Source organism: Microbacterium sp. NPDC064942 (genome assembly GCF_049545525.1).
Taxonomy (GTDB): Bacteria; Actinomycetota; Actinomycetes; order Actinomycetales; family Microbacteriaceae; genus Microbacterium; species Microbacterium gawkjiense.
In genome coordinates, this window is the sequence record NZ_JBMWDR010000003.1 from 263,259 (window position 1) to 287,732 (window position 24,474).

The 24,474-nt window shown below is 71.8% G+C and carries 25 protein-coding genes; 17 read left to right on the forward strand and 8 right to left on the reverse strand.

Annotated elements, in window-relative coordinates:
- Positions 1-66: 66 nt before the first annotated feature.
- Both ACPEH2_RS07650 and ACPEH2_RS07655 read left to right on the forward strand, forming a co-directional pair.
- On the forward strand, positions 67-1,590 hold the full coding sequence (locus tag ACPEH2_RS07650; RefSeq protein WP_359918438.1) for a DUF7059 domain-containing protein: 1,524 nt from the start codon (positions 67-69) through the stop codon (positions 1,588-1,590).
- A 38-nt stretch (positions 1,591-1,628) separates the two neighbouring features.
- Positions 1,629-3,056 (forward strand): CCA tRNA nucleotidyltransferase, encoded by a 1,428-nt coding sequence (locus ACPEH2_RS07655; RefSeq protein WP_359918440.1) that lies wholly within the window; start codon positions 1,629-1,631, stop codon positions 3,054-3,056.
- Positions 3,057-3,074: 18 nt separating this feature from the next.
- Here ACPEH2_RS07655 and ACPEH2_RS07660 read toward each other — a convergent pair whose 3' ends face one another.
- The 3 genes from ACPEH2_RS07660 to ACPEH2_RS07670 all read right to left on the reverse strand — a co-directional run bounded on the left by ACPEH2_RS07660 (position 3,075) and on the right by ACPEH2_RS07670 (position 4,221).
- The gene (locus ACPEH2_RS07660) at positions 3,075-3,272 is read right to left on the reverse strand and encodes a helix-turn-helix transcriptional regulator (protein ID WP_064002794.1); all 198 of its coding nucleotides are present in this window, start codon (positions 3,270-3,272) and stop codon (positions 3,075-3,077) included.
- A gap of 2 nt (positions 3,273-3,274) precedes the next feature.
- A complete protein-coding gene (locus ACPEH2_RS07665) occupies positions 3,275-3,751 on the reverse strand; it encodes a hypothetical protein (protein WP_359918442.1) in 477 nt (158 codons plus the stop codon).
- 77 nt (positions 3,752-3,828) lie between these two features.
- Positions 3,829-4,221, reverse strand: a complete 393-nt coding sequence (locus ACPEH2_RS07670; RefSeq protein WP_359918444.1) for a DUF6992 family protein — start codon at positions 4,219-4,221, stop codon at positions 3,829-3,831.
- A gap of 187 nt (positions 4,222-4,408) precedes the next feature.
- On the opposite strand from ACPEH2_RS07670, the gene ACPEH2_RS07675 reads away from it, so the two are divergent.
- From ACPEH2_RS07675 to ACPEH2_RS07710, 8 genes are all read left to right on the forward strand, one after another.
- Entirely contained in the window at positions 4,409-5,722 is a 1,314-nt protein-coding gene (locus tag ACPEH2_RS07675; protein ID WP_359918446.1) for a helix-turn-helix domain-containing protein, read from the forward strand.
- A gap of 172 nt (positions 5,723-5,894) precedes the next feature.
- The gene (gene exaC / locus ACPEH2_RS07680; RefSeq protein WP_311286667.1) at positions 5,895-7,442 is read left to right on the forward strand and encodes an acetaldehyde dehydrogenase ExaC; all 1,548 of its coding nucleotides are present in this window, start codon (positions 5,895-5,897) and stop codon (positions 7,440-7,442) included.
- A gap of 11 nt (positions 7,443-7,453) precedes the next feature.
- Complete coding sequence (locus tag ACPEH2_RS07685; protein ID WP_423718536.1) at positions 7,454-7,840, forward strand: DUF779 domain-containing protein; 387 nt, start codon at positions 7,454-7,456, stop codon at positions 7,838-7,840.
- A 66-nt stretch (positions 7,841-7,906) separates the two neighbouring features.
- Entirely contained in the window at positions 7,907-8,884 is a 978-nt protein-coding gene (locus tag ACPEH2_RS07690) for a glycosyltransferase family 2 protein (protein WP_359918448.1), read from the forward strand.
- Positions 8,881-10,233, forward strand: a complete 1,353-nt coding sequence (locus ACPEH2_RS07695) for a polysialyltransferase family glycosyltransferase (protein ID WP_359918450.1) — start codon at positions 8,881-8,883, stop codon at positions 10,231-10,233. The genes ACPEH2_RS07690 and ACPEH2_RS07695 overlap by 4 nt, the downstream gene beginning before the upstream one ends.
- 1 nt (position 10,234) lies before the next feature.
- Positions 10,235-11,398, forward strand: coding sequence for an acylneuraminate cytidylyltransferase (locus ACPEH2_RS07700; RefSeq protein ID WP_359918452.1), 1,164 nt, complete (start codon positions 10,235-10,237; stop codon positions 11,396-11,398).
- Positions 11,399-11,502: 104 nt separating this feature from the next.
- Positions 11,503-12,375: an N-acetylneuraminate synthase family protein gene (locus ACPEH2_RS07705; RefSeq protein ID WP_359918454.1), complete on the forward strand. Its 873-nt coding sequence runs from the start codon at positions 11,503-11,505 to the stop codon at positions 12,373-12,375.
- Positions 12,372-13,712, forward strand: a complete 1,341-nt coding sequence (locus tag ACPEH2_RS07710; protein ID WP_359918455.1) for a DUF6716 putative glycosyltransferase — start codon at positions 12,372-12,374, stop codon at positions 13,710-13,712. Before ACPEH2_RS07705 ends, ACPEH2_RS07710 begins: the two co-directional genes overlap by 4 nt.
- Before the next feature lie 77 nt (positions 13,713-13,789).
- On the opposite strand, the gene ACPEH2_RS07715 is transcribed toward ACPEH2_RS07710, so the two are convergent.
- Positions 13,790-14,698 (reverse strand): LysR family transcriptional regulator, encoded by a 909-nt coding sequence (locus tag ACPEH2_RS07715; RefSeq protein WP_253036004.1) that lies wholly within the window; start codon positions 14,696-14,698, stop codon positions 13,790-13,792.
- Positions 14,699-14,842: 144 nt separating this feature from the next.
- On the opposite strand from ACPEH2_RS07715, the gene ACPEH2_RS07720 reads away from it, so the two are divergent.
- Both ACPEH2_RS07720 and ACPEH2_RS07725 read left to right on the forward strand, forming a co-directional pair.
- On the forward strand, positions 14,843-16,225 hold the full coding sequence (locus tag ACPEH2_RS07720; RefSeq protein WP_359918457.1) for an MFS transporter: 1,383 nt from the start codon (positions 14,843-14,845) through the stop codon (positions 16,223-16,225).
- Positions 16,222-16,968, forward strand: a complete 747-nt coding sequence (locus ACPEH2_RS07725) for a 3-hydroxybutyrate dehydrogenase (RefSeq protein ID WP_311286674.1) — start codon at positions 16,222-16,224, stop codon at positions 16,966-16,968. Before ACPEH2_RS07720 ends, ACPEH2_RS07725 begins: the two co-directional genes overlap by 4 nt.
- A 90-nt stretch (positions 16,969-17,058) precedes the next feature.
- Here ACPEH2_RS07725 and ACPEH2_RS07730 read toward each other — a convergent pair whose 3' ends face one another.
- The 3 genes from ACPEH2_RS07730 to ACPEH2_RS07740 form a co-directional block, all read right to left on the reverse strand.
- Positions 17,059-18,177 carry a hypothetical protein gene (locus ACPEH2_RS07730; RefSeq protein ID WP_359918459.1) on the reverse strand — a complete coding sequence of 373 codons (1,119 nt, stop codon included), beginning with the start codon at positions 18,175-18,177 and terminating at the stop codon, positions 17,059-17,061.
- Positions 18,174-19,154: a hypothetical protein gene (locus ACPEH2_RS07735; RefSeq protein WP_359918461.1), complete on the reverse strand. Its 981-nt coding sequence runs from the start codon at positions 19,152-19,154 to the stop codon at positions 18,174-18,176. The genes ACPEH2_RS07730 and ACPEH2_RS07735 overlap by 4 nt, the downstream gene beginning before the upstream one ends.
- Before the next feature lie 91 nt (positions 19,155-19,245).
- Positions 19,246-19,701 (reverse strand): VOC family protein, encoded by a 456-nt coding sequence (locus tag ACPEH2_RS07740; protein ID WP_359918462.1) that lies wholly within the window; start codon positions 19,699-19,701, stop codon positions 19,246-19,248.
- Between the two features lie 90 nt (positions 19,702-19,791).
- Here ACPEH2_RS07740 and ACPEH2_RS07745 point away from each other — a divergent pair, with 90 nt between their 5' ends.
- From ACPEH2_RS07745 to rplI, 5 genes are all read left to right on the forward strand, one after another.
- The gene (locus tag ACPEH2_RS07745) at positions 19,792-20,739 is read left to right on the forward strand and encodes a helix-turn-helix transcriptional regulator (RefSeq protein WP_359918463.1); all 948 of its coding nucleotides are present in this window, start codon (positions 19,792-19,794) and stop codon (positions 20,737-20,739) included.
- 112 nt (positions 20,740-20,851) lie between these two features.
- Positions 20,852-21,217, forward strand: coding sequence for a 30S ribosomal protein S6 (gene rpsF / locus ACPEH2_RS07750; RefSeq protein WP_269454691.1), 366 nt, complete (start codon positions 20,852-20,854; stop codon positions 21,215-21,217).
- 5 nt (positions 21,218-21,222) lie between these two features.
- Positions 21,223-21,744 carry a single-stranded DNA-binding protein gene (locus ACPEH2_RS07755; protein ID WP_064002776.1) on the forward strand — a complete coding sequence of 174 codons (522 nt, stop codon included), beginning with the start codon at positions 21,223-21,225 and terminating at the stop codon, positions 21,742-21,744.
- A 53-nt stretch (positions 21,745-21,797) separates the two neighbouring features.
- A complete protein-coding gene (gene rpsR / locus ACPEH2_RS07760) occupies positions 21,798-22,052 on the forward strand; it encodes a 30S ribosomal protein S18 (protein WP_005054609.1) in 255 nt (84 codons plus the stop codon).
- 11 nt (positions 22,053-22,063) lie between these two features.
- Positions 22,064-22,516 (forward strand): 50S ribosomal protein L9, encoded by a 453-nt coding sequence (gene rplI / locus ACPEH2_RS07765; RefSeq protein ID WP_064002775.1) that lies wholly within the window; start codon positions 22,064-22,066, stop codon positions 22,514-22,516.
- A gap of 230 nt (positions 22,517-22,746) precedes the next feature.
- On the opposite strand, the gene ACPEH2_RS07770 is transcribed toward rplI, so the two are convergent.
- Positions 22,747-24,402, reverse strand: a complete 1,656-nt coding sequence (locus ACPEH2_RS07770) for a chaplin family protein (protein ID WP_359918466.1) — start codon at positions 24,400-24,402, stop codon at positions 22,747-22,749.
- Positions 24,403-24,474: the final 72 nt, after the last annotated feature.

Below are 24,474 nucleotides of genomic sequence, written 5' to 3' on the forward strand. Positions count from 1 at the left end.
GAGTGATTCTAGGGTCCCCGTCCTGCGGAGCCCCTGATTGGGCCCCGAGGCCGGTTGAATGGGACGGTGAGCGACATCCGGCATCCCGATCCGTCCACGACCGCCGCGCTCCGCGCCGACCTCGCCGCCGCCGGGTACACGGCCGACGCCGTCCGGGCCGCGTGGGGGCCGCTCGCCGACGACGCGATCGGCCGCGGCCTGCTCGCCCCTGCCCGCCGCGCCCTCGCGGGCCGCACCGACGCGCTCGCGGTGCTGTGCCGCACGCTCTTCCTCGGTGATGCCGCCCACGCCGCGGACCTCGACCGCGCGCTGCCGACCGCCGGTGTCGCGGGTCTCGTGACGCTCGGGATCGTGCGCGTCGAGGGCGGCGCCGCGACACCGCTCGTGCTGCTGCGCCCGCAGGACTACACGGATGCCGCCGGCTCGGGGTGGTGGTGGATCGTGAGCGACCTCGACGAGGCGGCGCTGGGCGGCGCGCTGCCGACCGGGCACGTCCTGGGCGTCGGCGGCGCCTCGCTCACGCTCGCCGGTCTGCAGCTCGACACCCCCGCGCGGCGCGTACTCGACGTCGGGACGGGATGCGGCATCCAGGCCCTGCGGGCGCGGCGGAGCGCGTCGAGCGTCGTCGCGACCGATGTGTCGGAGCGGGCGCTGCGGTTCACGCTGCTGAACGCCGCGCTCAACGACGTCGACGGGATCGAGGTGCGCCACGGCAGCCTGTTCGAGCCCGTCGCGGGCGAGGAATTCGACCGCGTCGTCTCGAATCCCCCGTTCGTCATCACGCCGCGCGTCGCCGGGGTGCCCGAGTACGAGTACCGGGATGCCGGTTTCGCGGGTGACGATCTCGTCGCGGCGTTCGTGTCGGGCGTCGGCGGGGTGCTCGCCCCCGGCGGGACGGCGCAGCTGCTCGGCAACTGGGAGTATCGCGACGGGCGGGACGGTCTCGACCGCGTGCGCGAGTGGGTCGCGGCATCCGCTCACCCGCTCGACGCATGGATCGTGGAACGAGAGCAGCTCGACCCGCTCGCGTACGCCGAGCTGTGGGTGCGCGACGGCGGCACGGCGCCGGGGAGCCCCGACTACGCCCGGCTCATCGACGCGTGGCTCGCCGACTTCGCCGCGCGCGGGGTGACGGCGGTCGGCTTCGGGTACCTGCTGCTGCGGCGGACGCCGATCGGGATGCCGCCCCTCGCCCGCTACGAGCGCGTCACCCAGCCGGTGCCCGGCGCCCTGGGGCCGCACCTGGGGGCCGCGCTCGCGGCGTGGGACCGCCTGGGGCTGCTCGACGACGACGGACTGGCCGAGGCGACCGCGGTCGTGGCCTCGGACGTCACCGAGGCCCGCCACCACCGCCCGGGAGCCGAGGAACCTTCGGTGATCGAGCTGCGCCAGGGCGCCGGGTTCGGGCGCGTGCTGAACGTCGACCCCGCGCTGGCCGCCCTCGTCGGCGCGTGCGACGGCGACCTGCCGCTCGGCGTGCTCATCGACGCGATCGCCGACCTGCTCGAGGTGGATGCCGCCGCGCTCCGCGCCGACCTGCTGCCGCGCGTGCGCGAGCTGGCGTTCACGGGGTTCGTGCGCGTGGTGTGAGGCGGGGGGCGCCGGATGCCGTCGGTAGGCTCGTAGGCATGCTGAACATGGCCGAGGGTCTCGCGCGCCTGGGCGCGCTCGCCGAGGCTCCCGTGTCGGCCGCGCTCGCCCGCGCGTTCGCGGATGCCGGGTTCGAGCTCGCGATCGTCGGCGGACCCGTCCGCGACGCGCTGCTCGGCCGCACCGTCAACGACCTCGACTACACGACGGACGCGCGACCCGACGACATCCTGCGCATCGTGAAACCGCTCGCGACGGCGACGTGGGACATCGGTCGTGCGTTCGGCACGATCGGCGCGAAGATCCGGGGCGAGCAGGTCGAGATCACGACCTACCGCGCCGACAGCTACGACGGCGCGACCCGTAAACCCACCGTCGAGTTCGGTGACACCCTCGAGCAGGACCTCGTCCGCCGCGACTTCACGGTCAACGCGATGGCGCTCCGCATCCCGGGACCGTCGCTCGTCGACCCGACCGGCGGCGTCGAGGACCTCGTCGGCGGGTCGCTGCGCACCCCCACCGATCCGGACGTCAGCTTCGGCGACGACCCGCTCCGGATGCTGCGCGCCGCCCGCTTCGCGAGCCAGCTCGGCATGGATGTGCACCCTGCGACCCTCGAGGCGATGAGCCGGCTCGCGCCGAGCCTGTCGATCGTGAGCCCCGAGCGGATCCAGGGGGAGCTCGTGAAGCTCCTGTCGACGGAGGCGCCGGACCGCGGCATCCGTCTGCTCGTCGACACCGGCCTCATGGCGCTCTTCTTGCCCGAGGTCCCGGCCCTGCGGCTCGAGGTCGACGAGCACCACCATCACAAGGACGTGTACGAGCACTCGCTCACGGTGCTCGCGCAGGCGATCGACCTCGAGAAGCAGCGGCACCCGGGTCAGGCGCCCGACGTGACCCTGCGCCTCGCCGCGCTCCTGCACGACATCGGCAAGCCCGCGACCCGCAAGCTCGAGCCGGGCGGCGCGGTCAGCTTCCACCACCACGACGTCAAGGGCGCGCGGATGGCGCGCAAGCGGCTGCAGGCGCTGCGGTTCGACGGTGCGACGACGGATGCCGTGTGTCAGCTCATCGAGCAGCACCTGCGCTTCTTCGGGTACGCCGAGGGCGCGTGGACCGACTCGGCGGTGCGGCGGTACGTCCGCGACGCGGGCGATCAGCTCGAGCGGCTGCACATCCTGACGCGCGCCGACGTGACGACCCGCAACAAGCGCAAGGCGACGCGGCTGCGCACCGCGTACGACGACATCGAGTCGCGCATCGCGGCGCTCGCCGAGCAGGAGGAGCTCGACGCGATGCGTCCCGAGCTCGACGGCAACCGGATCCAGCAGGTCCTCGGCATCCGTCCCGGTCGTGAGGTCGGCGAGGCGTACCGGTTCCTGCTGGACATCCGCCTCGACGAGGGGGTCATCGGAGCGGATGCCGCGGAGCAGCGCCTGCGCGAGTGGTGGGCCGCGCGGGGCTGAGCCCGTGCGCGCGGCGGGTCACTCCCCGTCCGGCTCGAACACGGTCTCGATCGTCGTCTCGAAGAGGCGGGCGATGCGGAACGCGAGCGGCAGGCTGGGGTCGAAGCGCCCGCGTTCGATGGAGATGATCGTCTGGCGCGAGACGCCGAGCTCGTCGGCGAGGCGCTGCTGCGACCAGCCGCGGTCCTGACGGAGTGCGGGCAGGGAGTTCTGCACGCTCAGCCCCGACGTCGCGCGATCAGATAGCGGATGCCGCAGCTGCCCATCGCGACGACGAGCACGCCGATCAGGGCGATGAGCATGTCGACGCGGATGCTGGTGATGGCGAAGAACGCCGTGCCGAGGCCCGTGATCAGCAGCGTGTCCGAGAACGCGCCCTGCGCGGCCTTGTCGTACCAGGCGCCCTCGATGGACTCCTCGGGGCGGTCGATCGCGCCGCGGATGGTCTCGCGATCGACGAGGAACGCCCACACCAGGCCGACGAGCGCCGGCAGGGTGACGACGGTGAAACCGATCCCGACGATGAACGGCGGGGTGGGAGCGTTCCACATCGCGCCGGCGATGACGCCGACCGCGACGGCGAGCACGAGGCCGGCCGGGATCGCGATCGCCATCGCGGGGGTGCGGCTGCCGCCGCGCAGGCGGCCCCATCGCGTGCGGTCGAGCTGTGGCGCGGTGTCGCCGATGCCGGCCATGATGTCCTCCGATGTGTCAAGGTCGCTTTACTGTAAAACAACCTTGACACAGACGGAACGATCGGCGCAAGACGACGTCAGAGGCGTCGCGCTGCGGTGAGGTCGATGACGAAGAGGACGGCACCCTGGATGACGATCGCGAGACCGTGTCCGCGGGCATCCGCCCGGCTCAGGCGCCCCCCGAACGAGGGCGTACGCGTCGCGAGGTGGGCGCCGGTGGCGACGTAACCGACGTCGAGCGCCGCGTTCACCAGGAGGATGCGGCGCAGCATCCGCTTCTTCGGGACGCTCCGCTGACGGCGGGTGAACGCCGCGAGACCGGCGTCGATCGCGCCCCACATCAGGCTCTGCAGGCCGAACGCGCGGGTGCGCGGGAACAGCGCGAGCGCGCCGCCGACGACGACGGATGCCGTGCCCCACCGCGTCAGGCGACGGACGACGACGGCGGCGACGGACTTCGCGGAGCTCATGCCTTCATCATGGCCCGGCGGCGGGGCCCCGGGGCCGCTCGCCTGTCACGATCTGCGGCCGGCGACGGCGTGTCGTGACAGGCGAGCGCGGGTGGTCGCCTTGCCGCGGGCCGCCCCCGCCCTGTCGTTCCCGGGCAGGCCGACCTAGACTGACCGGCACCGCTCCTTCGACGATGATCGGAGCCCCATGAGCTCGCCGTGGTCCGCCCGGGTCGAGGTCGCGCCCGCCACCTCGCGCCTGCTGATCGAGCGTGCGCACGAGGAGCTGCTCGCCGGCAACGCCGGGGATCCGCGGCTCGAGGACGTCCGGCCGCTGGTCCGGGAGTCGTGGCGCCGGTCGCTGGCCTCGGATGCCGCCGCCGAAGGGCTCCCGCGCCTCGACATGACGGCCGACGAGCTCGAGGCCTACCGGCGGGCGCATCCGCTCGCCGGGGTCATGGAGATGGTGCGATCGCTCCTGCTGCCCGGTTCCGCCGAGGATTCGGGTGTCATCGTCGCGGTCGGGGATGCCTCGGGTCGCCTCCTGTGGGTCGAGGGCGACCGCGGGGTGCGCACCCTGACCGGCGACATGGGGTTCGTCGCCGGTGCGGACTGGGCCGAGGCATCCGTCGGCACCTCGGCGCCCGGTACGGCGCTCGCGCTCGACCGGGCGGTGCAGATCCGGCAGGCCGAGCACTTCAACCGCTTCGTGCAGCCGTGGTCGTGCACCGCGGCGCCGGTCCACGACCCCGAGACCCGGCGGCTGCTCGGAGTGATCGACGTGACCGGCGGCAGTGAGGCGGTCACGCCGCAGGCGCAGCTGCTCGTCGACGCGACGGCGCGCGCCATCGAGGGCGAGCTGCTCGTCGGACGGCTGCGCTCCCGCGCCGAGGCGCCCCGGCGCCGAGCCCCCCGCGCCGCGACCGTCCGGCACGCGACCCTGCGGGTGTTGGGGCGCGACCGGGCGCTGCTCGAGACGGAGGGGGATGCCGCGGCATCCGTCGTCGAGCTCAGCGCACGACACGCGGAGATCCTGCTCATGCTCGCCAGCCACCGGGAAGGCCTGTCGGCCGAGGCGCTCGCCGACCTCGTCTACGGCGAGCCCGCGGTCGAGACCCTGCGTCCCGAGATGGTGCGGCTGCGCAGGGTGCTCGAGAAGCAGGCACCTCAGCTCGTGCCGCTGTCGCGCCCGTACCGGCTGCCGGCGGAGCTCGAGACCGACGTGCAGCACGTCGTGTCGCTGCTCGACCGCGGGGCGCACCGCGTCGCGCTCGCCGCGTACACCGGGCCGGTGCTGCCGGACTCCGTAGCGCCCGGGGTGGAGGAGCTGCGCACGTCGGTGCGGGCCACCCTGCGCGAGACGATGATCGGCGAGGCCGGCGTCGAGGCGCTGCTCGCCTACGCCGACAGCGTCGACGGGCGGGAGGATGCTCAGGTGCTCCGCCTGTGCCTGCGCATGCTGCCGCCGCGCTCGCCGCGTCGCCCCGGGCTCGTCGCCCGACTCGAGGCCCTCACCGCCTGACCCGTCGTTCCCCTGTCGCAAACGGCATGGCGCCGCGGCGTGTTGCGACAGGGGCAGGCGGGGACGGGGGGGGGATGCCGGGGCGCAACCGGATGCAACGTTGCGCGGCGTAGCGTGCCGGCATCCGATCCGCGGCGCTGACGCCGCATCCATGTCCGTCGAAGGAGACAGCATGACCATCGTCGAAGAGGGCGTTTCGAGCGTCTACGCCGCACCCGGCCAGCGGGGCGCGGTGGCGGAGTACCGGGCGCGCTACGGCCACTACATCGGCGGCGAGTTCGTCGAGCCGGTGAAGGGCCAGTACTTCGAGAACATCACCCCCGTCACCGGCAAGCCGTTCTGCGAGGTCGGCCGCGGCACCGTGGAGGACATCGACCGCGCGGTCGACGTCGCGTGGAAGGCGTTCGCGTCGTGGAAGAAGACCACGCCCGCCGAGCGCGCCGTCATCCTCAACAAGATCGCCGACCGCATCGAGGAGAACCTCGAGAAGATCGCCGTCGCCGAGACATGGGAGAACGGCAAGCCGGTGCGCGAGACGCTCGCCGCCGACATCCCGCTCGCCGTCGACCACTTCCGCTACTTCGCAGGTGTGCTCCGGGCTCAGGAGGGCTCGCTCAGCCAGATCGACGAGGACACCGTCGCCTACCACTTCCATGAGCCCCTCGGTGTGGTCGGCCAGATCATCCCGTGGAACTTCCCGATCCTCATGGCCACGTGGAAGCTCGCTCCCGCCCTCGCCGCGGGCAACTGCGTCGTGCTCAAGCCCGCCGAGCAGACCCCGGCATCCATCCTGTTCCTGTTCGAGATCATCGGCGACCTGCTTCCGGCGGGCGTCGTCAACATCGTGAACGGCTTCGGGATCGAGGCGGGCGCGCCGCTCGCGCAGCACAAGCGCATCCGCAAGGTCGCCTTCACCGGTGAGACCACGACCGGCCGGCTCATCATGCAGTACGCATCGCAGAACCTCATCCCCGTCACGCTCGAGCTCGGCGGCAAGAGCGCGAACGTCTTCTTCGACGACGTGGCGCGCGACCGCGACGCGTACTACGACAAGGCGCTCGAGGGCTTCACGTTCTTCGCGCTGAACCAGGGCGAGGTGTGCACGTGCCCGTCACGCGCTCTCATCCAGCGGTCGATCTACGACCAGTTCCTGGGCGACGGCCTCGACCGGGTCTCGAAGATCGTGCAGGGCAACCCGCTCGACCCGGCGACCATGATCGGTGCGCAGGCCTCCAACGACCAGCTGGAGAAGATCCTCAGCTACATCGACATCGGAAAGCAGGGCGGCGCCAAGCTGCTGGCCGGCGGTGAGCGGGTCGACCTCGGCGGCGACCTGAGCGGCGGATACTACGTCGCGCCGACGGTGTTCGAGGGCACGAACGACATGCGGATCTTCCAGGAGGAGATCTTCGGCCCGGTCGTCTCGGTGACGAGCTTCGACGACTTCGGCGACGCGATCGACATCGCCAACGACACCCTCTACGGTCTCGGTGCAGGCGTCTGGAGCCGCTCGGCTGACACCATGTACCGGGCGGGACGTGCGATCGAGGCCGGCCGTGTGTGGACGAACACGTACCACCAGTACCCCGCCCACGCGGCCTTCGGCGGGTACAAGCAGTCGGGCATCGGACGCGAGAACCACCTGAAGATGCTCGATCACTACCAGCAGACGAAGAACCTCCTCGTGTCGTACGCCGAAGGCGCGATGGGCTTCTTCTGAGCCGTCACCCCATGACCGACACCACCTACAGCAGGGTCGCCGTCTCGGACGAGGCGGCGGCCCTGCTGCGCACCCTCACCGCGCAGCACGGTCCGCTGATGTTCCATCAGTCGGGCGGATGCTGCGACGGCAGCAGTCCCATGTGCTACCCCGTGGGCATGTTCCTCACCGGCGCGGGCGACGTGAAGCTCGGCGAGATCGACGCGGGCCTCGACGATCCGATCGAGGTGTACATGTCGGCATCCCAGTTCGAGTACTGGAAGTACACGCACCTCACGATCGACGTCGTCCCGGGACGCGGGGCGGGGTTCTCGGTCGAGGGGCCGACGGGGATGCGGTTCCTCATCCGGTCCCGGATGCTGACCGACGAGGAGCTCGCCGCCTCCGGGCTCGCCTGAGCGCCCGACCACGACCGTTCACCCGGAGGCCACCTTCCGGTCACGCCCGCTTGTTTGGATCGCGGGGTGTCCTCCCCGATCGTGACCGTCATCCTGCCGGCGAAAGACGCCGGTCCGTACATCGGCACGACCGTCACGACGCTCGGACGCCAGTTCGAGGACCCGGGCCGCCTGCGCCTCGTGGTCATCGACGACGGCTCGACGGACGACACCCGCGCGCAGGTGCAGCACTTCGCCCGCGAGATGCCCCACGTCGAGATCATCTCGAACGCGCAGCCCGTCGGCCTCGCGGCCGCGCGCAACCAGGGACTGGACCTCGTCGACACCGAGTTCTTCTGCTTCGTCGACGGCGATGACTGGATGCATCCGGACCGTCTCGAGAGCCTCGTGGCCTCGATGCGCCGGCTGGAATGCGACTTCGTCCGCACCGACCACGTCACCGACACCGACGGGCGTCGACGCCTCATGCGGGCACCGCACGGTCGACGAGGCCGGGTCGTGTCGCCGCGCGACGCGATCATGCCGGCCGACGAGACGACGATGGTCGACTACCCCTATGCCTGGGCGGGCATGTTCCACCGCCGGGTGCTGGACCAGGGTCTCGCGCACTTCGAGCCGGGCCTGTTCACGGCGGAGGACCGCCCGTGGATCTGGCGCCTGCACCTGCGCGCGGAATCGTTCGCGGTCGTCGATGCCCCCGCGATCCTGTACCGCCGCGGCGTCACCACCTCGCTCACCCAGGTGCTCGACCGTCGCCAGCTCGACTTCCTCCCCGCCTTCGCCGAGGCGATCCGCGTCGTCGAGGCCGACGACGAGGCCGACCGCTTCCTCCCCAAGATCGCGACGACGACGATGTCCGTGTGCGCCTACCACCTGTTCCGCGCCCGCGCGATGTCGACCGCCGACCGCACGGCGCTGCGCACCGGCATCCGTGACCTGCTGCGCGCCATCCCGGCCGAGCAGATCGACCCGGCGCTGATGCGGCTGTCGGATCGCCGCCGCCGCATCCTTGCGCGCCTGGTGCGCGAGGTGCGTACGGCATGACGCAGATCTTCGTCCTGAACTCCGCGTACGGTCTCATGACCGCTGTCGCGGCGATGGATGCCGGGGCCATCCCGGCATCCCCGTCGGGGCGCATCCTCGTCGCCGTGAACGCGGCCATCATCCCCGAAGCCGCCCCGGGCATCGGGGACGCCGCGCACCTGGCCACCCTCCGCGCGCGGTTCGACCGCGTCGTCGACCTGAACGAGCTGCTCGCCCCCGAGCGCCCGCCGCATTGGCGCGTGACCGCGAATGCGGCTCCCGTCCTCGAGCGCCTACTGCGCGAGGCCTGGGGGATCGGCGACGCGGCCGTCGAGCTGTTCCTGCAGAGCCCACAGGTTGCGCCGTCGCGGGTGTTCATCGACGTGTTCGCCGGTGCCGACGTGTCGATCGTCGGCGACGGCCTCATGACGTACTCGCCGATCCGCAACCGCTGGCCGCACACCGTCGCGAGCCGGGTCACCGCCGTCGTCTACGCCCACACCGTGCCGGGGGTCGAGCCGCTGCTGTTCCCCGTTGCCGCTCGAGTGCCCGTGCCACCCGCAGCCCTCCGCGCGGTCGTCGACGAGGTCGCCGCCGCGACGGACGACCCCGAGATCGATGCGCTCGTGCAGCTCGATCGCCCGGCCCTGGTGCTCGGGCAGTACCTCTCGGCGCTGAAGCTCATCTCGGCCGACGAGGAGCTGCGGATGCAGTGCGACATGATCGACCGTGCGCTCGAGTGGCGCCCGGGCTCGATCGTGTTCAAGCCGCACCCGTCGTCGGCCCCCGCCCTCATCGACGACCTCGCGGCGCACGCCGCCGCGCGCGGGGTGGGCTTCACCGTCTTCCGCGGCGGCACCCCCGCCGAGGTCCTCGCCGTGCGGCTGCCGTTCGTCGGCGCGGTCGCCGGCTTCTCGACGGCCCTGCCCACGCTGCAGGCGCTGACCGGCCTGCCCATCGGCGCCGTCGGCACCGATCTGCTGCTGCAGCGACTCACCCCGTTCGAGAACGGCAACCGCATCCCGGTCACGATCATCGACGCGCTCACCCGTCCGGACTCGCCCTACCCGGGAGAGCGAATGCAGCTGCTCGTCGATGCCGTCGGGTACGCCATGCAGCCGGTCATCGCCGCGCACCTGCGGCCGCGCGCCGAGGAGTTCCTCGCATCGGCGCCCGCCGCCGAGCGTTCCCGGTATTTCGCCCGCGCGCGCCTGACCTCGCTCGCGCTGCCCGGCGGCGGCACGCCCGGCCTGTTCTCGCGTGCGCTCGGGCAGCGCGACGGCGCGAGTCGCATCACCGAGGTGCAGCTCGCGCTCCGCGGCGCGCAGCGCCGGGGGAAGCGGGCCTGGAAGGCCCTGCGAGGAGGATGACGTGACACCGAGCACCGCCCAGACGATCGCGATCATCCCCGCCCGCGGCGGGTCGAAAGGCGTGCCGGGCAAGAACGTCGCCCGCGTCGGCGGCATCCCGCTCGTCGCGCGCGCCGTCCGTGCCGCGCTGACCTCCGGCGCGATCGACCTCGTCGTCGTCTCGACCGACGACGCCGCTATCGCCGACGCCGCGCGCGCCGCCGGGGCGCGCGTCGTCGACCGTCCCGCCGACATCTCCGGCGACCAGGCCAGCTCCGAGAGCGCGCTGCTGCACGCCCTCGACACCCTCGCGGCCGAGGGGATCACCCCGCGGGTGACGGCGTTCCTGCAGGCGACGAGCCCCTTCATCCCCGCCGCCGCCCTCGGCGAGGCGGTCGCGCTCGTGCGGGGAGGCCGCGCCGACAGCGTGTTCTCGGCGCGGGAGAGCTACGAGTTCGTCTGGCGGAGGGATGCCGCCGGTGCGGCATCCGCTCTCGGTCACGACGCCGCGCACCGGCCGCGCCGGCAGGACCGCGACCCGCACTACGTCGAGACGGGGGCGTTCTACGTCTTCACGACCGACGGGTTCCGGGAGGCCCGGCACCGCTTCTTCGGCCGGACGGAGATCGTCGAGGTCCCCGAGGAGACCGCGATCGAGGTCGACGACCCGGCGCAGCTGCGCACGGCGCAGACCCTCGCGCACCTGCTCGAGCCCGCCGTACCCCTCGCCGCGCGGGTCGTCGTGACCGACTTCGACGGCGTCCACACCGACGACTCCGCCTGGGTGGATGCCGCCGGCACCGAGCACGTGCGCGTCAGCCGCTCCGACGGCATGGGGGTCGCGCTGCTCCGGCGAGCCGGGGTGCCGGTGCTGATCCTGTCGACCGAGCAGAACGCGGTCGTCCGCGCCCGCGCCGAGAAGCTGCAGGTCGAGGTGATCCACGGCGTCGACGACAAGGCGACCGTGCTGCGGCAGTGGGCGACCGACCGCGGCATCGACCTCGCCGAGACGGCCTACCTCGGCAACGACGTCAACGACCTGCCGGCGATGGCTCTCGTCGGCTGGCCCGTCGCCGTCGCCGACGCCCGGCCCGAGGTCGTCGCCGCCGCGCGCGTCGTGCTGACGCGCCCCGGCGGCGCCGGAGCGGTGCGCGAACTGGCCGACCGCGTCATCGCCGCACGCTGACGCACCCACCCGACAGCCAGTCGTCCGGTCCTCGCCACCCGGGATTCATCCGTCATTCACGGTCGGAACCGACGCTGAGGGGAGTAACGACGAAAGGACTCGCCATGACGGTGACCATCGGAAACCACGTACTCGGCGGCGGACACCCCGTGTACGTCATCGCCGAGATCGGCCTCAACCACAATGGCGACGTCGAGCTCGCCAAGCGTCTGATCGACGTCGCCGCCGACGCCGGCGCGAACGCGGTCAAGTTCCAGAAGCGCACCCCCGAGATCGCGACGCCCGCACACATGCGCGACACGCTCCGCGAGACCCCGTGGGGCACGATGACCTACCTCGAGTACCGCTACCGCGTCGAGTTCGACCGCGACCAGTACATCGAGATCGGCGACCACGCCACGATGCGCGGCCTCGACTGGTTCGCCTCGCCGTGGGACGTCCCGAGCGTCGAGTTCCTCGAAGACCTCGGCGTCGTCGCCCACAAGGTCGCCTCGGCGAGCCTCACCGACATCGAGCTGCTCGAGGCGCTGCGCGCCACCGGCAAGCCGGTCATCCTCTCGACGGGCATGTCCACGATCGAGCAGATCGACCGCGCGCTCGAGGTGCTCGGCACCGACCGCACGGTGCTCATGCACGCGACGTCGACCTACCCTATGGAGCCCGAGGAGGCGAACATCAAGATGATCACCTCGCTCCGCGACCGCTACGCCGGCATCCCCGTCGGGTACTCCGGTCACGAGCGCGGCCTGCAGATCTCCCTCGCCGCCGTCGCCCTCGGCGCGGTCGCCGTCGAGCGCCACATCACCCTCGACCGCACGATGTGGGGCTCCGACCACGCCGCCTCGCTCGAGCCGACCGGTCTCGAGCACCTCGTCCGCGACATCCGCGTCATCGAGACGGCCCTCGGCGACGGGGTGAAGCGCATCTACGAGGGTGAGCTCGCCCCCATGGCGAAGCTGCGCCGCGTCCCGGCATGACCATGCGCGGTGACCGTCCGGGACGCCTGCGCGTCGTCGCGATCGCCGACGCCGACTCCTTCGTGAAGTGGTCGGCGGCGCTCATCGACTCCGCGCCGTCGGTGGACCCCCACCTGCTGCTCGTGAAGACGCCGCTCACGGTGAGCGTGGCGCAGGAGCATGCGGCGTTGGCGGGCACCGGCATCCGTCCCGAGGCGGTCACCCGCCTGGCCTGCGACGACATCGCGGCCTGGCTCGCGAAGGACCGCCCCGACGTCGTCGTCATCGGCGGCCGCGGCCCGTTCGTGCGGCTCGTGATGCGGCAGATCGACCGCGTCGCGCCGCGGCCCGTCGTGGTGTCGGGGCTGCCCGGCATCTCGATCCCCGCCCAGCGCGGCGCCGCGATGTACCGCAAGCACTGCGACCTCATGATCGTGCACTCGCAGCGCGAGCGACGGGCGTTCCGGCACCTGGCCCAGCGCCTCGGCCTCGAGCTGCGCCTGGGGCTCGCGACCCTGCCGTTCGCGCGTCCGACGCGTCCGTCCGGGGGCGGTACCGACCTGGTCTTCGCGGCGCAGGCGATCGTCCCACGCGAGCCCGCCGACCGGGTCGCCATCGCGGGCATCCTGCGGGCCGCGGCCCTCGCCGACCCGTCGCGGCGCGTCGTCGTGAAACTGCGCTCCCGCCCCGAACTCGGCGAGACCGAGACGCACTACGAACGCACCGAGCTGACCGAACTGCTGCGGGACCGGCCCGACAACCTCGTCTTCTCGCACGAGCCGATGGCGCAGGCGCTCGCGAACGCCGAGGGGCTCGTCACGGTGAGTTCGACGGCGGCGATCGAGGCCATGGCGATGGGGGTCCCCGTCATCGCCCTCGACACGTTCGGCGTCTCGAAGACGCACCTCAACACCGTGTTCAACGGCAGCGGCGTGCAGGGCAGTGCCGAGGACGTGATCGCCCGCCGGTTCCGCCACCCGAACGCGCAGTGGCTCGCCGACAACTACTTCCACGCCCCCGAGCAGTCGACCTGGTGGTCCGACGTCGAGCAGCTCGTCTCGCTGCGCCGGCGTGGCCTGCTGCCGCCGCGGTTCGTCCCGACGGCCCGCGGGGGCGCGCTGCACGAGGCGTGGCAGCGAAAGGCCGTGCTCGGCCGCGAGGACCGCTCGCTCACGGGGGCCGTCGCGCTCGCCGTCGGCGCACCGCTCGTCTGGGGCATCCTCACCGCACGCAAGGTGCACGGCCGTCGCGGCGCGGGCAGCTGGTTCGACGACCAGACCGACATCACCGTCACCCCGGCCCGGTATCAGGACCCGATCGTCCGGCCCCGCCGCGCGGCGCTCGTCGCGATCGACTGACGGGGCGCCGGGGCTTCCCCTGTCGCAACACGCCGCGTGCGGCTGCAGGTTGTGACAGGGGAGGAGAACGCCGCGCGTCAGCGGCGCCCGGCGAGCATCGCGGCGGCGGCCGCGGTCTCGTCGCGCAGGGCGTCCGCGAGGGCGGCGACCGCCGGGATCCGCAGCGACTCGGGCCGCACGATCATCCAGTACGGCAGCCGCTCGTCGAACTGATCGGGCAGCAGCCGCACGAGGTCGTCGTGCCGGTCGGCGACGAAGCACGGCAGCAGCCCGATCCCCGCCCCCGCCCGGGTCGCCTCGACGTGCACGAACACGTTCGTCGAGCTCAGTCCGTCGCGCATCTCGGGTACGAGGCGCCGCGGCAGGTCGAGGGCGTCGACCTGCAGGATCGCGTCGACGAAGTAGACGAGCGGATGCCGCATCAGCTCGGCGGCGTCGCGCGGCATCCCCTCCCGTTCCAGATAGGCACGCGAGGCGTACATCCCGAGCGTGTAGGCCCCGAGCTCGACGCCCTGCGCGCGCCGGGATTGCGGGGCGCCGACGACCACCTCGATGTCGAGGCCGGGACGGTGCGCGGCGGCCCGCCGGGTCGCGGTGACGATCTCGACGCTCAGGCGCGGGTGCTGCCGGCGCAGCCGCGCGACGGCGGGGGCGGCGATGAAGGCGCTGAACCCGTCCGTCGCCGACATGCGCACGACACCCGCGATCGGGTCGTGGTCCTCGCCGGCGCCGGAGAGCTGCGTCAGCGCGGACTCGATCCGTCCCGCGGTGTCGACCGCCTGGCGGCCGAGCGCCGTGAGCTCCCAGCCGCCGCCCGACTGCGCGACGAGGCGCCCGCCGACCGCGTCCTCGAGGGCGGCGATGCGACGCGCGACCGTCGTGTGGTCGACGCCGAGGGCGTTCGCCGCCGTCGTGTAGCGACCCGACCGGGCGACGGCGAGCAGCACGAGCAGATCATCGGCGCGGAGGCGACCACGGGCGTCCATGGGTGCAATTCTGCACATGACGGGTGCAGGACTGGGCATTGATCCCCATCGCGCGCGGTGCGCAGACTGTGGGGCGGACGCCACCGCGTCCCACGTCAGAGCAGACCACCCCGGATGTCATCGACGACATCGATCGGAGAGACCATGTCAGCCCCCACCCGCGCCGCCGACCCCGCGGCATCCCCCACCCCGTCCGGCCTGCGCCGCGTCGTCGCCGCCTCGATGGCCGGCACCGTCGTCGAGTGGTACGAGTTCTTCCTCTACGCCACCGCCGCGAGCCTCGTGTTCGGCACCTACTTCTTCCCGCAGACCGGCTCGTCGCTCGACGGGATCATCGCCGCCTTCGTCACCTACGCCGTCGGCTTCATCGCGCGGCCGCTCGGCGGCGTCGTGTTCGGCCAGATCGGCGACCGCTTCGGTCGCAAGCCCACCCTGCAGGCGACGATCATCATCGTCGGCGTCGCGACCTTCCTGATGGGCTGCCTGCCCGGCTTCGTCGAGATCGGGTACTGGGCCCCCGCGCTGCTGGTCGCGCTGCGCTTCCTGCAGGGCTTCGCCGTCGGCGGCGAGTGGGGCGGCGCCGTGCTCCTCGTCGCCGAGCAGAGCCCGAACCGGTCGCGCGCGTTCTGGTCGAGCTGGCCGCAGGCCGCCGTGCCCGTCGGCAACCTGCTCGCGACGCTCGTGCTGCTCATCACCTCGTGGGTGCTGAGCTCCGAGGACTTCCTCGGCTGGGGATGGCGCATCGCCTTCTGGCTGTCGGCCGTCATCGTCCTCGTCGGCTTCTACATCCGCCGTCACGTCGAGGAGGCGCCGATTTTCCTCGAGGCCAAGGCGCAGGTCGAGGCCGAAAAGGCGGTCTCGTACGGCGTCGTCGAGGTGCTGCGTCGCTACCCGGTCGGCGTGCTGCAGGCCATGGGCGTGCGGTTCGCGGAGAACATCGTCTACTACATCGTCGTCAGCTTCTCGATCGTCTACCTGAAGACCGTCCACGAGTACGACACCAGCCAGCTGCTACTCGCCCTGCTCATCGCGCACGTCGTGCACTTCCTCGTGATTCCGCAGGTGGGACGCCTCGCCGACCGGTTCGGCCGCCGGCCCGTCGCCCTGACGGGCGCGATCCTCAGCGCGACGTGGGCGTTCTTCGCCTTCCCGCTGTTCGACACGCTCAACCCCGTGCTCATCGTGCTCGCCGTGACCGTCGGCTTGACGTTCCACGCGTTCCTGTACGCGCCGCAGCCGGCGATCATGGCCGAGCTGTTCCCGACCCGCATGCGCTACTCCGGCGTCTCGCTCGGCGCGCAGGTCACGGCGATCGCCGCCGGGTCGCTCGCCCCGATCCTCGCGACGCAGTGGCTGCGCGACTACGGCTCGTGGACCCCGGTCTCGATCTACATCGCGATCGCCTGCCTCATCACCGGCACCACGATCGTCCTCATGCGCGAGACGAAGGGCGCCTCGCTGCAGGCGATCGACGACGCGGATGCCGTCCGCACGGCCGAACTGCTCCGCGAGAAGGAGCGCGCATGACCGACCTCACCGGCCGGACCGCCCTGGTCACGGGTGGCGCGAGCGGCATCGGGGCGGCGTGCGCCTCGGCGCTCGCCGCCGCCGGTGCCCGGGTGACGGTCGCGGACGTCGACGCCGACGGCGCGCAGCGGGTCGCTGCCGCCGTCGGCGGCGAGGCGTGGGCCGTGGACCTGAGCGACACGGCGGCCCTCGCCGACCTGCGGCTTGACGTCGACGTCCTCGTGAACAACGCCGGCATCCAGCACGTCCGCCCCATCGAGCAGTTCGAGCCCGAGCGGTTCTCGTTCATGATGCGCCTCATGCTCGAGGCGCCGTTCCTGCTCATCCGCGCGGCGCTGCCCGCCATGTACGAGCGCGGGTTCGGCCGCATCCTGAACATGTCGAGTGTGCACGGACTCGTGGCATCCCCCTACAAGTCGGCCTACGTCGCCGCGAAGCACGGTCTCGAGGGACTGTCGAAGGCGACCGCCCTCGAGGGCGGTGCGCACGGGGTCACGAGCAACTGCATCAATCCGGGCTACGTGCGCTCGCCGTTGGTCGAGAAGCAGATCGCCGATCAGGCGAAGCTGCACGGCATCGGCGAGGACGAGGTGCTGTCGCAGGTGCTGCTCGCCGAGGCCGCGGTCAAGCGCCTCGTCGAACCCGAGGAGGTCGCCGCCCTCGCGGTCTGGCTCGCGGGACCGGATGCCGGCATGGTCAGCGGCGCGAGCTACACGATGGACGGCGGCTGGTCGGCGCGCTGAGCCCCCCGGTGCTTCCCCTGTCACAACACGCCGCGCGCGGCTGCTGTTTGTGACAGGGGAAGGGGGGATGCCGCGGCCCGCCGCGCCGGGTCAGCGGAAGATCGCGTCGAGCAGGCCGCTCTGCATCGCGAAGACGCCGAGGACGAAGAGCCCGCCGATGATGATGGCGGGCCACGAGACGCCGCCCTTCAGGCGTCGGCCCTGCGCGGCGACCCCCGGCGGCGGGCGCAGCGTGCCGAGCGGCGGGGCGAACGGCAGCGAGTCGGCCGTCGCGCCCGGCACAGCCGCGGTCTGCGTGAGCCGGTCGTCGCGCCAGCGCTCCCACTGGGCGAGCTTGTCGAGCAGGGCGCCGACCGCGGAGAACAGCCACGCCCACGTGTTCGGGTCGAGGGTCGACAGGTCGCGCTTCGCGTAGAGGAACAGCCAGTCGTCCACGATCTCGACGTCGAGCTGCGCGGCGTGGTCGATGAAGCGCGCCATGATGTCGGGCGTGAAGAGGTAGAGCGCGTCCTGCTCGTACCCCTGCGGGCAGTAGAGCGCGAAGTGCTCGTCGAAGTCGCCTTCGAGGCTGAGCCGCTGGTCCTTGTCGAACGCCTGCGGCAGGTTCGAGCCGAAGAGTCCGTTATTGCCGGTCGCGTCGAGCACGATGTGCGGCAGCGGCGTCGCCAGCCGGATCGCGACGTACCCCCAGCGGTGGGTCGTCTGGTTCTTGCCCGACCCGGTCGTGTAGCGGTAGTTCGCGAACTCCACGAACCGCGGCCTCTCGCCCCGCAGGATGTCGGTCGACTTGCGGGAGTGCCCGTGCGAGAAGATCATGCCCGGCAGGGGCGGAGCGGATGCCTCGGCGTACCAGGTCAGCCCGTTCGCCCGAGCGAAGCGGTCGAGGCGGTAGATCCGTTCGTGCGAGCCCTTGAGCCCGCGGATGATGAGCGAGACGACACCGATCGCGAAGATCGAGATGACGAGGATGAACCCGAAGGCGAGCGGGTTTCGGTTCGCTCCGCTGAGGGAGCTCGTCAGCACCTCGACGAAGATGCTGACGACGAAGAACCCCACGAACAGGAACACTGCAACCACGACGACGACCACCCACACACCCCCGCCGGAGGGGAGCCGCCCGGCGGCGAGCAGATCCTTCCGATGCGCGGCGACGGCCGCACGGTCGACCGGCTGGGTGAGCGGGGTCGGGTCGAAGGTCGATGTGCTCATCGGTTCACCTCGTCGGAGTCGGACGTCAGGGCGGCGCCCTCGGGGATCTCGAGTGCTTCGAGATCAGATGCCGCGACCAGGGCGGCGATCAGTTCGCGGGAGCCGCCGATCACCGTCGAGTCGAAGTCAACCTCGGACACGAGCACCCAGGCACGATCGTCCGGCCAGACGATGCTCGGGCTGAGCGCCGAGGGGTCGAAGCCGTGCTCCTCGGCGGGTCGGTCGCGCCAGGGCACGTCGAGGAACCAGTTCGAACGGGCGAGCTCACTGACGCCGCCGCGGAAGAGGACGTGTCCCCGGCCCGGGAGCTCGAGCCGAGGACTCTCGGAGATCTCCCGCGACAGGATGCCCTCCTGCCAGGTCTTCCGACGGAAGACGTTGTTCCACGCGTCCTTCACGCTCGTGCCGAGCATCTGATTGTGGTGAGCGAGGACGGGGTCGGCCGGATCGCCCATCTGGAAGAACGCGCGTGACGGGCCGGCGCCCATGTGTCCGAGCAGCGCGCCGTGACCCTCCCAGAGCGCGACGACGCCGTCGTCCGGAGTGGTCGTGTGCTGCGCGAGGATCGACGCGAGCGCTGCGAGCAGCTCGGGCAGGAGCTGCCCGCTCTCGGGGGGATCGACCCAACGCCCGTCGGGCGTGACGAGCGTGCCGCCCGTGTCCTCCTGTTGCGTCAGGCTCGACCACTGGGCGGTGGGGTGGAACACGGTGCCGAAGATCCCCGCCGCCTCACGCCACGTGAGGTCCCGTGTGACGAGGCGTTCGCTCACGCGGAGGTGCTCGTCGGCCGTGACCGCCACCCACTCCTCGATCGTGGGCAGCCGCTCGCCCGGGAGCTCGGTGACGGATGCGGGGTGGAACACCCGTGCGTACGCCTCGAACCCGCGCGGCACGACGTCGTGCATCGTCCAGGTCCACGGGTCGTCGATGCGCGCGCGCAGCCAGTCGCCGGCCGAGACGTCCGCGGTCCACTCCATGACGGCCACGGTACCGGCCGGCCGCTCCCGGGAGCGGGACGGATGCGGCGGGGCACCGGCATCCGTCCCGTTCGCCGTCAGGCGACCCGGCTCACGCGGTGCGCACGTCGACGACCCAGGTCACGCCGAAGCGGTCGGTGAGCATGCCGAACCCTGCGCTCCATGCCGACGCGGCGAGCGGTTCGACGACGGTCGCGCCCTCGGCGAGGGCGTCCCAGCGTGCGGTGACCTCATCGAGGGTGTCGCCCTGCAGCGAGACGAAGAAGGCGCGGTCGGTGATCGTCATCCCGTTCTCGCGGTGCGTCGTGCCCGCGACCGCCTCGGCGCCGGCGGCGGGCCCCGGGACGTCGTACGCCATGAGGCGGAATCCGTCCGCCGCGACGAGGATGCCGAAGACGACCGTGTCGGCGCCGGGTGCGTCGGCGGGCATCCCGAGGTCGGCGTAGGTGGTCACCATCGCCTGGCCGTCGAAGACGCGGGCGTAGAACTCGAGGGCCTCGCGTGCGGTGCCGCGGAAGTTGAGGTGGGTCGTGGTGGTGAGGGTCATGGTCGTCCTTTGCTGAGTGGCTGTCTGCCTGCAGCGACTCTCCTCCGCGTAGAGGACCGTTCCTGTCCGCTTCTCGACGAGGATGGGGACATGTCGTCGCCCTCGCACCGGATGCTGAACCTGCTGTCGGTCCTGCAGTCCCGGCGCGACTGGGCGGGGCAGGAGCTCGCCGACCGCCTCGGGGTGACCGTGCGCACCGTGCGACGCGACGTCGACCGGCTGCGCGAACTCGGCTACGCGATCACGGCGGTCAAGGGTCCGTACGGCGGGTACCGCCTCGCGCCCGGCGAGGAGCTGCCGCCGCTCCTGTTCGACGACGAGCAGGCGGTGGCGATCGCGGTCGCGCTGCAGTCGGCATCCGGAGTCGACATCGCGGATGCCGCGGCCCGGGCCCTCGCCACGATGCGGCAGGTCATGCCGTCGCACCTGCGCCACCGCATCGACGGCATCCGGTTCGAGGCGGACGCGGCGGGCGCGCAGGCGGCGCCTACGGTCGTGGCGGCGGTGAGCGCCGCGGCCCGCGATCACCGCACCCTCCGCATCGAGTACCGCGACGACGACCGCTCCCGGCCGATCGAGCCGCACGCCGTCGTCGTGCGCGACGGGCGCTGGTACGTCGTCGCGTGGGACGGGGATGCCGCGGACTGGCGCATCCTGCGGCTCGACCGCGTGCGGCTCCGGCAGGGCGGCGGCGTCCCGTTCGAGCCGCGCGAGATCCCCACGGGCGATGCGCGCACCTATCTCTCCGCGAGGTTCAAGGGTTCCGACGAGCAGGACCGCTGGCCCGTGACCGCCGACCTGATCCTGTCGACGCCCGCGCAGCGGGTCGTTCCGTTCCTCGGCGACGCGGAGCTCGAAGACCTCGGCGACGGCCGCAGTCGCGTGCGCGTCGGATCCTGGTCGTGGGCGGGAGCGCTCGCGTGGGCGCTGCGCTTCGACGCCCCGTTCGAGGTCGTGGGGCCACCGGAGCTCGCCGACGCCGCCGGGGCGCTGGGGCGTCGACTGAGCGATTCCGCGGCGGGGCCGGGCATCCGCTAGACTGTTGTGGTTGTCCGTCTGCGCTCATGCGCGGAATCATCGGACACGTGCATCAACCCTCCTGATGCCGGGAAACGCCCGGCATCCGTTCTAGTCCGAAGGAGGTGGGTTAGTGACGCACATCCACCAGTACGAACTCATGGTGATTCTCGACCCCGAGGTCGACGAGCGCCAGGTTGCTCCCAAGCTCGACGGGTTCCTGAAGGTCATCACCGCTGATGGTGGCTCGATCGACAACGTCGACGTGTGGGGCAAGCGCCGTCTCGCCTACGAGATCCAGAAGAAGACCGAGGGCATCTACGCCGTCGTCAACTTCACCGCCACGAGCGAGGCCACGCAGGAGCTCGACCGTCAGCTCAAGCTGAACGAGCAGATCATGCGTACCAAGGTCCTCCGCGCCGAGGAGGCGATCGCTCAGGTCGCCGCCGAGAAGGAGCGCGCTGAGGCCAAGGCCGCCCGCAAGGCAGCGAAGGCTTAAGGCTCATGGCCGGCGAGACCATCATCACGGTCGTGGGTAACCTCACGGCGGACCCCGAGCTGCGCTACACGCAGAACGGCCTCCCCGTCGCGAACTTCACGATCGCATCGACGCCGCGCAGCTTCGACCGTCAAGCCAACGAGTGGAAGGACGGCGAAGCGCTGTTCATGCGCGCGTCGGTCTGGCGCGAGTTCGCTGAGCACGTCGCAGGCTCGCTCACCAAGGGCATGCGGGTCGTCGCGACCGGCCGCCTGAAGCAGCGCTCCTACCAGGACCGCGAAGGCAACAACCGCACGGCGATCGAGCTGGAGGTCGACGAGATCGGCCCCTCGCTCCGCTACGCCACGGCTCAGGTCACCCGCGCCGCCTCCAACGGCGGCGGTAACGGTGGCGGCGGCTTCGGCGGCGGTCAGCAGCAGTCGCGTCCGCAGGTGCAGCAGGACGAGCCTTGGGCCACGCCCGGGTCCTCGGCTCCTGACGCCTGGAGCGCGCCCGGGACGAGCTACGGCGACGACACCCCGTTCTGATTCGAATTGCGGATGCCGCGGGTCGCGGCATCCATCTCTCTTAAGGAAGACACATGGCTGGAAAGGCAACCGGCGATCGCCGCAAGCCGCGGAAGGGCGCGAAGAACGCCGCTCCCGCGAAGGCGATCCGCGTCGGCGTCATCGACTACAAGGACGTCGCGACGCTTCGCAAGTTCATCTCGGAGCGTGGGAAGATCCGCGCCCGTCGTATCACCGGAGTCTCGGTGCAGGAGCAGCGTCTGATCGCCAAGGCGATCAAGAACGCCCGTGAAATGGCGCTCCTGCCCTACGCCGGCGCTGGCCGGTAAGGAGTACCGACATGGCAAAGCTGATTCTCACGAACGAGGTCGCCGGGCTCGGTAGCGCCGGCGACGTCATCGAGGTCAAGAACGGGTACGCCCGCAACTACCTCATCCCCCAGGGCTTCGCTGTGGCCTGGACCCGCGGTGGCGAGAAGCAGGTGGCGTCGATCCGCGCCGCTCGCGAGTCCCGCGCGATCCACGACCACGAAGAGGCCGTGGCGCTCAAGAACACGCTCGAGTCGAACACGGTCAAGCTGACCGTCAAGGCCGGCGCTGAGGGCCGCCTGTTCGGTTCGGTCAAGACCGCCGACGTGGCCGACGCCGTCAAGGCCGCCGGTCTGGGCGACCTCGACAAGCGCAAGATCCACATCACCTCGCCGATCAAGGCCGTGGGCGAGCACGAGGCGACCGTTCGCCTCGGCGACGAGCTCACCGCCGTGATCACCCTGCAGGTGGTCGCCGCCAAGTAATCCTGGCGCGCGGTTCGGATGCCGCGGTCCCTTCCCTCACGGGTCGGGACCGCGGCATCCGTCGTTTCCGGGGGCCGTGCGATGTGTTCGCGGATGCAATGGATCTCGGCCGACACGCCGGTGTAGGGGGTGGGGACCCGGCGTGTCACGCAGGATCCATTGCATCCGCGAGGGGGTGGACGGATGCCGCGGGTGGGGGCCCGGGGCATCCGTCCTTCTGGGGGAGTCGGTCAGACAGTGCGGCGACGCCGCGTGAGCAGCGCACCGCCGGCGATCAGGGTGATCGCGGCCAGAGGCAGCCACGGGGTCGCGACGCCTCCCGTCTGAGCCAGCGCCTGCGGCGTCTCGCCACCGCTGGCCCGGGGGACCATCGGGGCGAGGCTGCCGCCGGGGATCTGACCGTCCGTGCCGTCACCGGGGACCGTGGGCTCGACCGGCGTGGTCGGGTCCGTCGGGTTCACCGGCGTGGTGGGGTCGGTCGGGTCCGTGGGGTCGACCGGGGTGGTCGGGTCCGTCGGGTCCGTCGGGTCGACCGGGGTGGTCGGGTCCGTCGGGTCGACCGGGGTGGTCGGGTCCGTGGGGTCCGTGGGGTCGACCGGCTCCGTGGGATCCGTCGGGTCCGTGGGGTCGACCGGGTCCGTGGGGTCCGTGGGGTCGGTCGGATCCGTCGGGGTGCCGGGGTCGGTCACCTCGCTGTCGCCGATGACCGAGACGGCGGTGTCACCGATGGTGATCGGGATGCCGATGGGCAGCACGACCTGCGTACCGCTTCCGACACCGCCCTCACCGGAGGTGACGGGGCCCGTCGACGTGCCGGTTCCCGGCGTCCCGGCGGAGCCGCCGCCGATCACCGAGCTGTCGCCGATTACCGACACCGCGGTGTCGTCGACCGTCACCGGGATGCCGATCGGGGCGACCACCTGCGTGCCTGAGCCGACACCGTCGGTGCCGTCCGTGGACGGGCCGCCGGTCGTGCCGGGTGCGGGCGCTGCGGGGGCCGCGGCATCCGTACCCTCGCTCGTGCTGTCACCGATGACCGAGACCGCGGCGTCGTCCACGGTCACGGGGACCGTGATGGGGGCCACGACCTGCGTGCTGGAGCCGATGCCGTCGGTGCCGTCGGTCGAAGGCGCGCCGGTGGTTCCGGTGGCCGGTGCGGTGGGCGCGGCGACGTCGGTGCTGTCACTCGTGCTGTCGCCGATGACCGAGACCGCGGTGTCGCCGATGGTGACCGGCACGGTGATCGGCGCGACCACCTGCGAGCCCGAGAGGATGCCGTCCGAACCACCCGTGGTCGGCGCTGCGGTCGAACCGCTCGGCGCCGGGGCGGCCGGGGGCGCGGCATCCGTCGACTCGGTGTTGCTGTCGCCGATGACCGAGACCGCGGTGTCGTCCACGGTCACGGGGACCGTGATGGGGGCGACGACCTGGGTGCCCGAGCCGACGCCGTCGGTTCCGTCGGTGGACGGGGCCTCGGCCGGCTCGGCGGGTGCGGGTGCCGGCGCGGCATCCGTCGACTCGGTGTTGCTGTCGCCGACGACCGAGACCGCGGTGTCCTTCACCGTGATCGGGACGTTGACGTCGACCAGCGCCTGCGACCCCGAGGCGGCGCCGCCGGCGCCACTCGTGGACCCGGACGAGGTCTCGCGCGGCTGAGCCGGCTCGGCCTCGTCGTCGGACGAGCTGGACGAGTCCCCGATCACCGAGACGGCGGTGTCGCCGACGGTGATCGGGATGTCGACGTTCAGCAGGGCCTGGGTGCCCGAAAGCAGCCCCTCCTCGCCGGACGTCGTCGGTTCTGCGGCCTGTGCGGCCGCCGCGCCGAAGAGCGTGATGCCCCCGGCCACGAGCGTGCCCAGCAGGACACGCGACAACGTGGAGTTCATTTCATCTCTCCTCAAAAATCGACAGGGAATCGGCGCTGGAGCGCCGGCACGCAGCGCGTGCGGATGCATGCC

Bases quoted from the DNA above. Each gene is read 5' to 3' on its own strand.
- ACPEH2_RS07655 (WP_359918440.1), top strand. From the start codon at position 1,629: ATGCTGAACATGGCCGAGGGTCTCGCGCGCCTGGGCGCGCTCGCCGAG.
- ACPEH2_RS07665 (WP_359918442.1), bottom strand. From the start codon at position 3,751: ATGGCCGGCATCGGCGACACCGCGCCACAGCTCGACCGCACGCGATGG.
- ACPEH2_RS07670 (WP_359918444.1), bottom strand. From the start codon at position 4,221: ATGAGCTCCGCGAAGTCCGTCGCCGCCGTCGTCGTCCGTCGCCTGACG.
- ACPEH2_RS07675 (WP_359918446.1), top strand. From the start codon at position 4,409: ATGAGCTCGCCGTGGTCCGCCCGGGTCGAGGTCGCGCCCGCCACCTCG.
- exaC (WP_311286667.1), top strand. From the start codon at position 5,895: ATGACCATCGTCGAAGAGGGCGTTTCGAGCGTCTACGCCGCACCCGGC.
- ACPEH2_RS07685 (WP_423718536.1), top strand. From the start codon at position 7,454: ATGACCGACACCACCTACAGCAGGGTCGCCGTCTCGGACGAGGCGGCG.
- ACPEH2_RS07695 (WP_359918450.1), top strand. From the start codon at position 8,881: ATGACGCAGATCTTCGTCCTGAACTCCGCGTACGGTCTCATGACCGCT.
- ACPEH2_RS07705 (WP_359918454.1), top strand. From the start codon at position 11,503: ATGACGGTGACCATCGGAAACCACGTACTCGGCGGCGGACACCCCGTG.
- ACPEH2_RS07710 (WP_359918455.1), top strand. From the start codon at position 12,372: ATGACCATGCGCGGTGACCGTCCGGGACGCCTGCGCGTCGTCGCGATC.
- ACPEH2_RS07715 (WP_253036004.1), bottom strand. From the start codon at position 14,698: ATGGACGCCCGTGGTCGCCTCCGCGCCGATGATCTGCTCGTGCTGCTC.
- ACPEH2_RS07720 (WP_359918457.1), top strand. From the start codon at position 14,843: ATGTCAGCCCCCACCCGCGCCGCCGACCCCGCGGCATCCCCCACCCCG.
- ACPEH2_RS07725 (WP_311286674.1), top strand. From the start codon at position 16,222: ATGACCGACCTCACCGGCCGGACCGCCCTGGTCACGGGTGGCGCGAGC.
- ACPEH2_RS07730 (WP_359918459.1), bottom strand. From the start codon at position 18,177: ATGAGCACATCGACCTTCGACCCGACCCCGCTCACCCAGCCGGTCGAC.
- ACPEH2_RS07735 (WP_359918461.1), bottom strand. From the start codon at position 19,154: ATGGAGTGGACCGCGGACGTCTCGGCCGGCGACTGGCTGCGCGCGCGC.
- ACPEH2_RS07740 (WP_359918462.1), bottom strand. From the start codon at position 19,701: ATGACCCTCACCACCACGACCCACCTCAACTTCCGCGGCACCGCACGC.
- ACPEH2_RS07745 (WP_359918463.1), top strand. From the start codon at position 19,792: ATGTCGTCGCCCTCGCACCGGATGCTGAACCTGCTGTCGGTCCTGCAG.
- ACPEH2_RS07755 (WP_064002776.1), top strand. From the start codon at position 21,223: ATGGCCGGCGAGACCATCATCACGGTCGTGGGTAACCTCACGGCGGAC.
- rpsR (WP_005054609.1), top strand. From the start codon at position 21,798: ATGGCTGGAAAGGCAACCGGCGATCGCCGCAAGCCGCGGAAGGGCGCG.
- rplI (WP_064002775.1), top strand. From the start codon at position 22,064: ATGGCAAAGCTGATTCTCACGAACGAGGTCGCCGGGCTCGGTAGCGCC.
- ACPEH2_RS07770 (WP_359918466.1), bottom strand. From the start codon at position 24,402: ATGAACTCCACGTTGTCGCGTGTCCTGCTGGGCACGCTCGTGGCCGGG.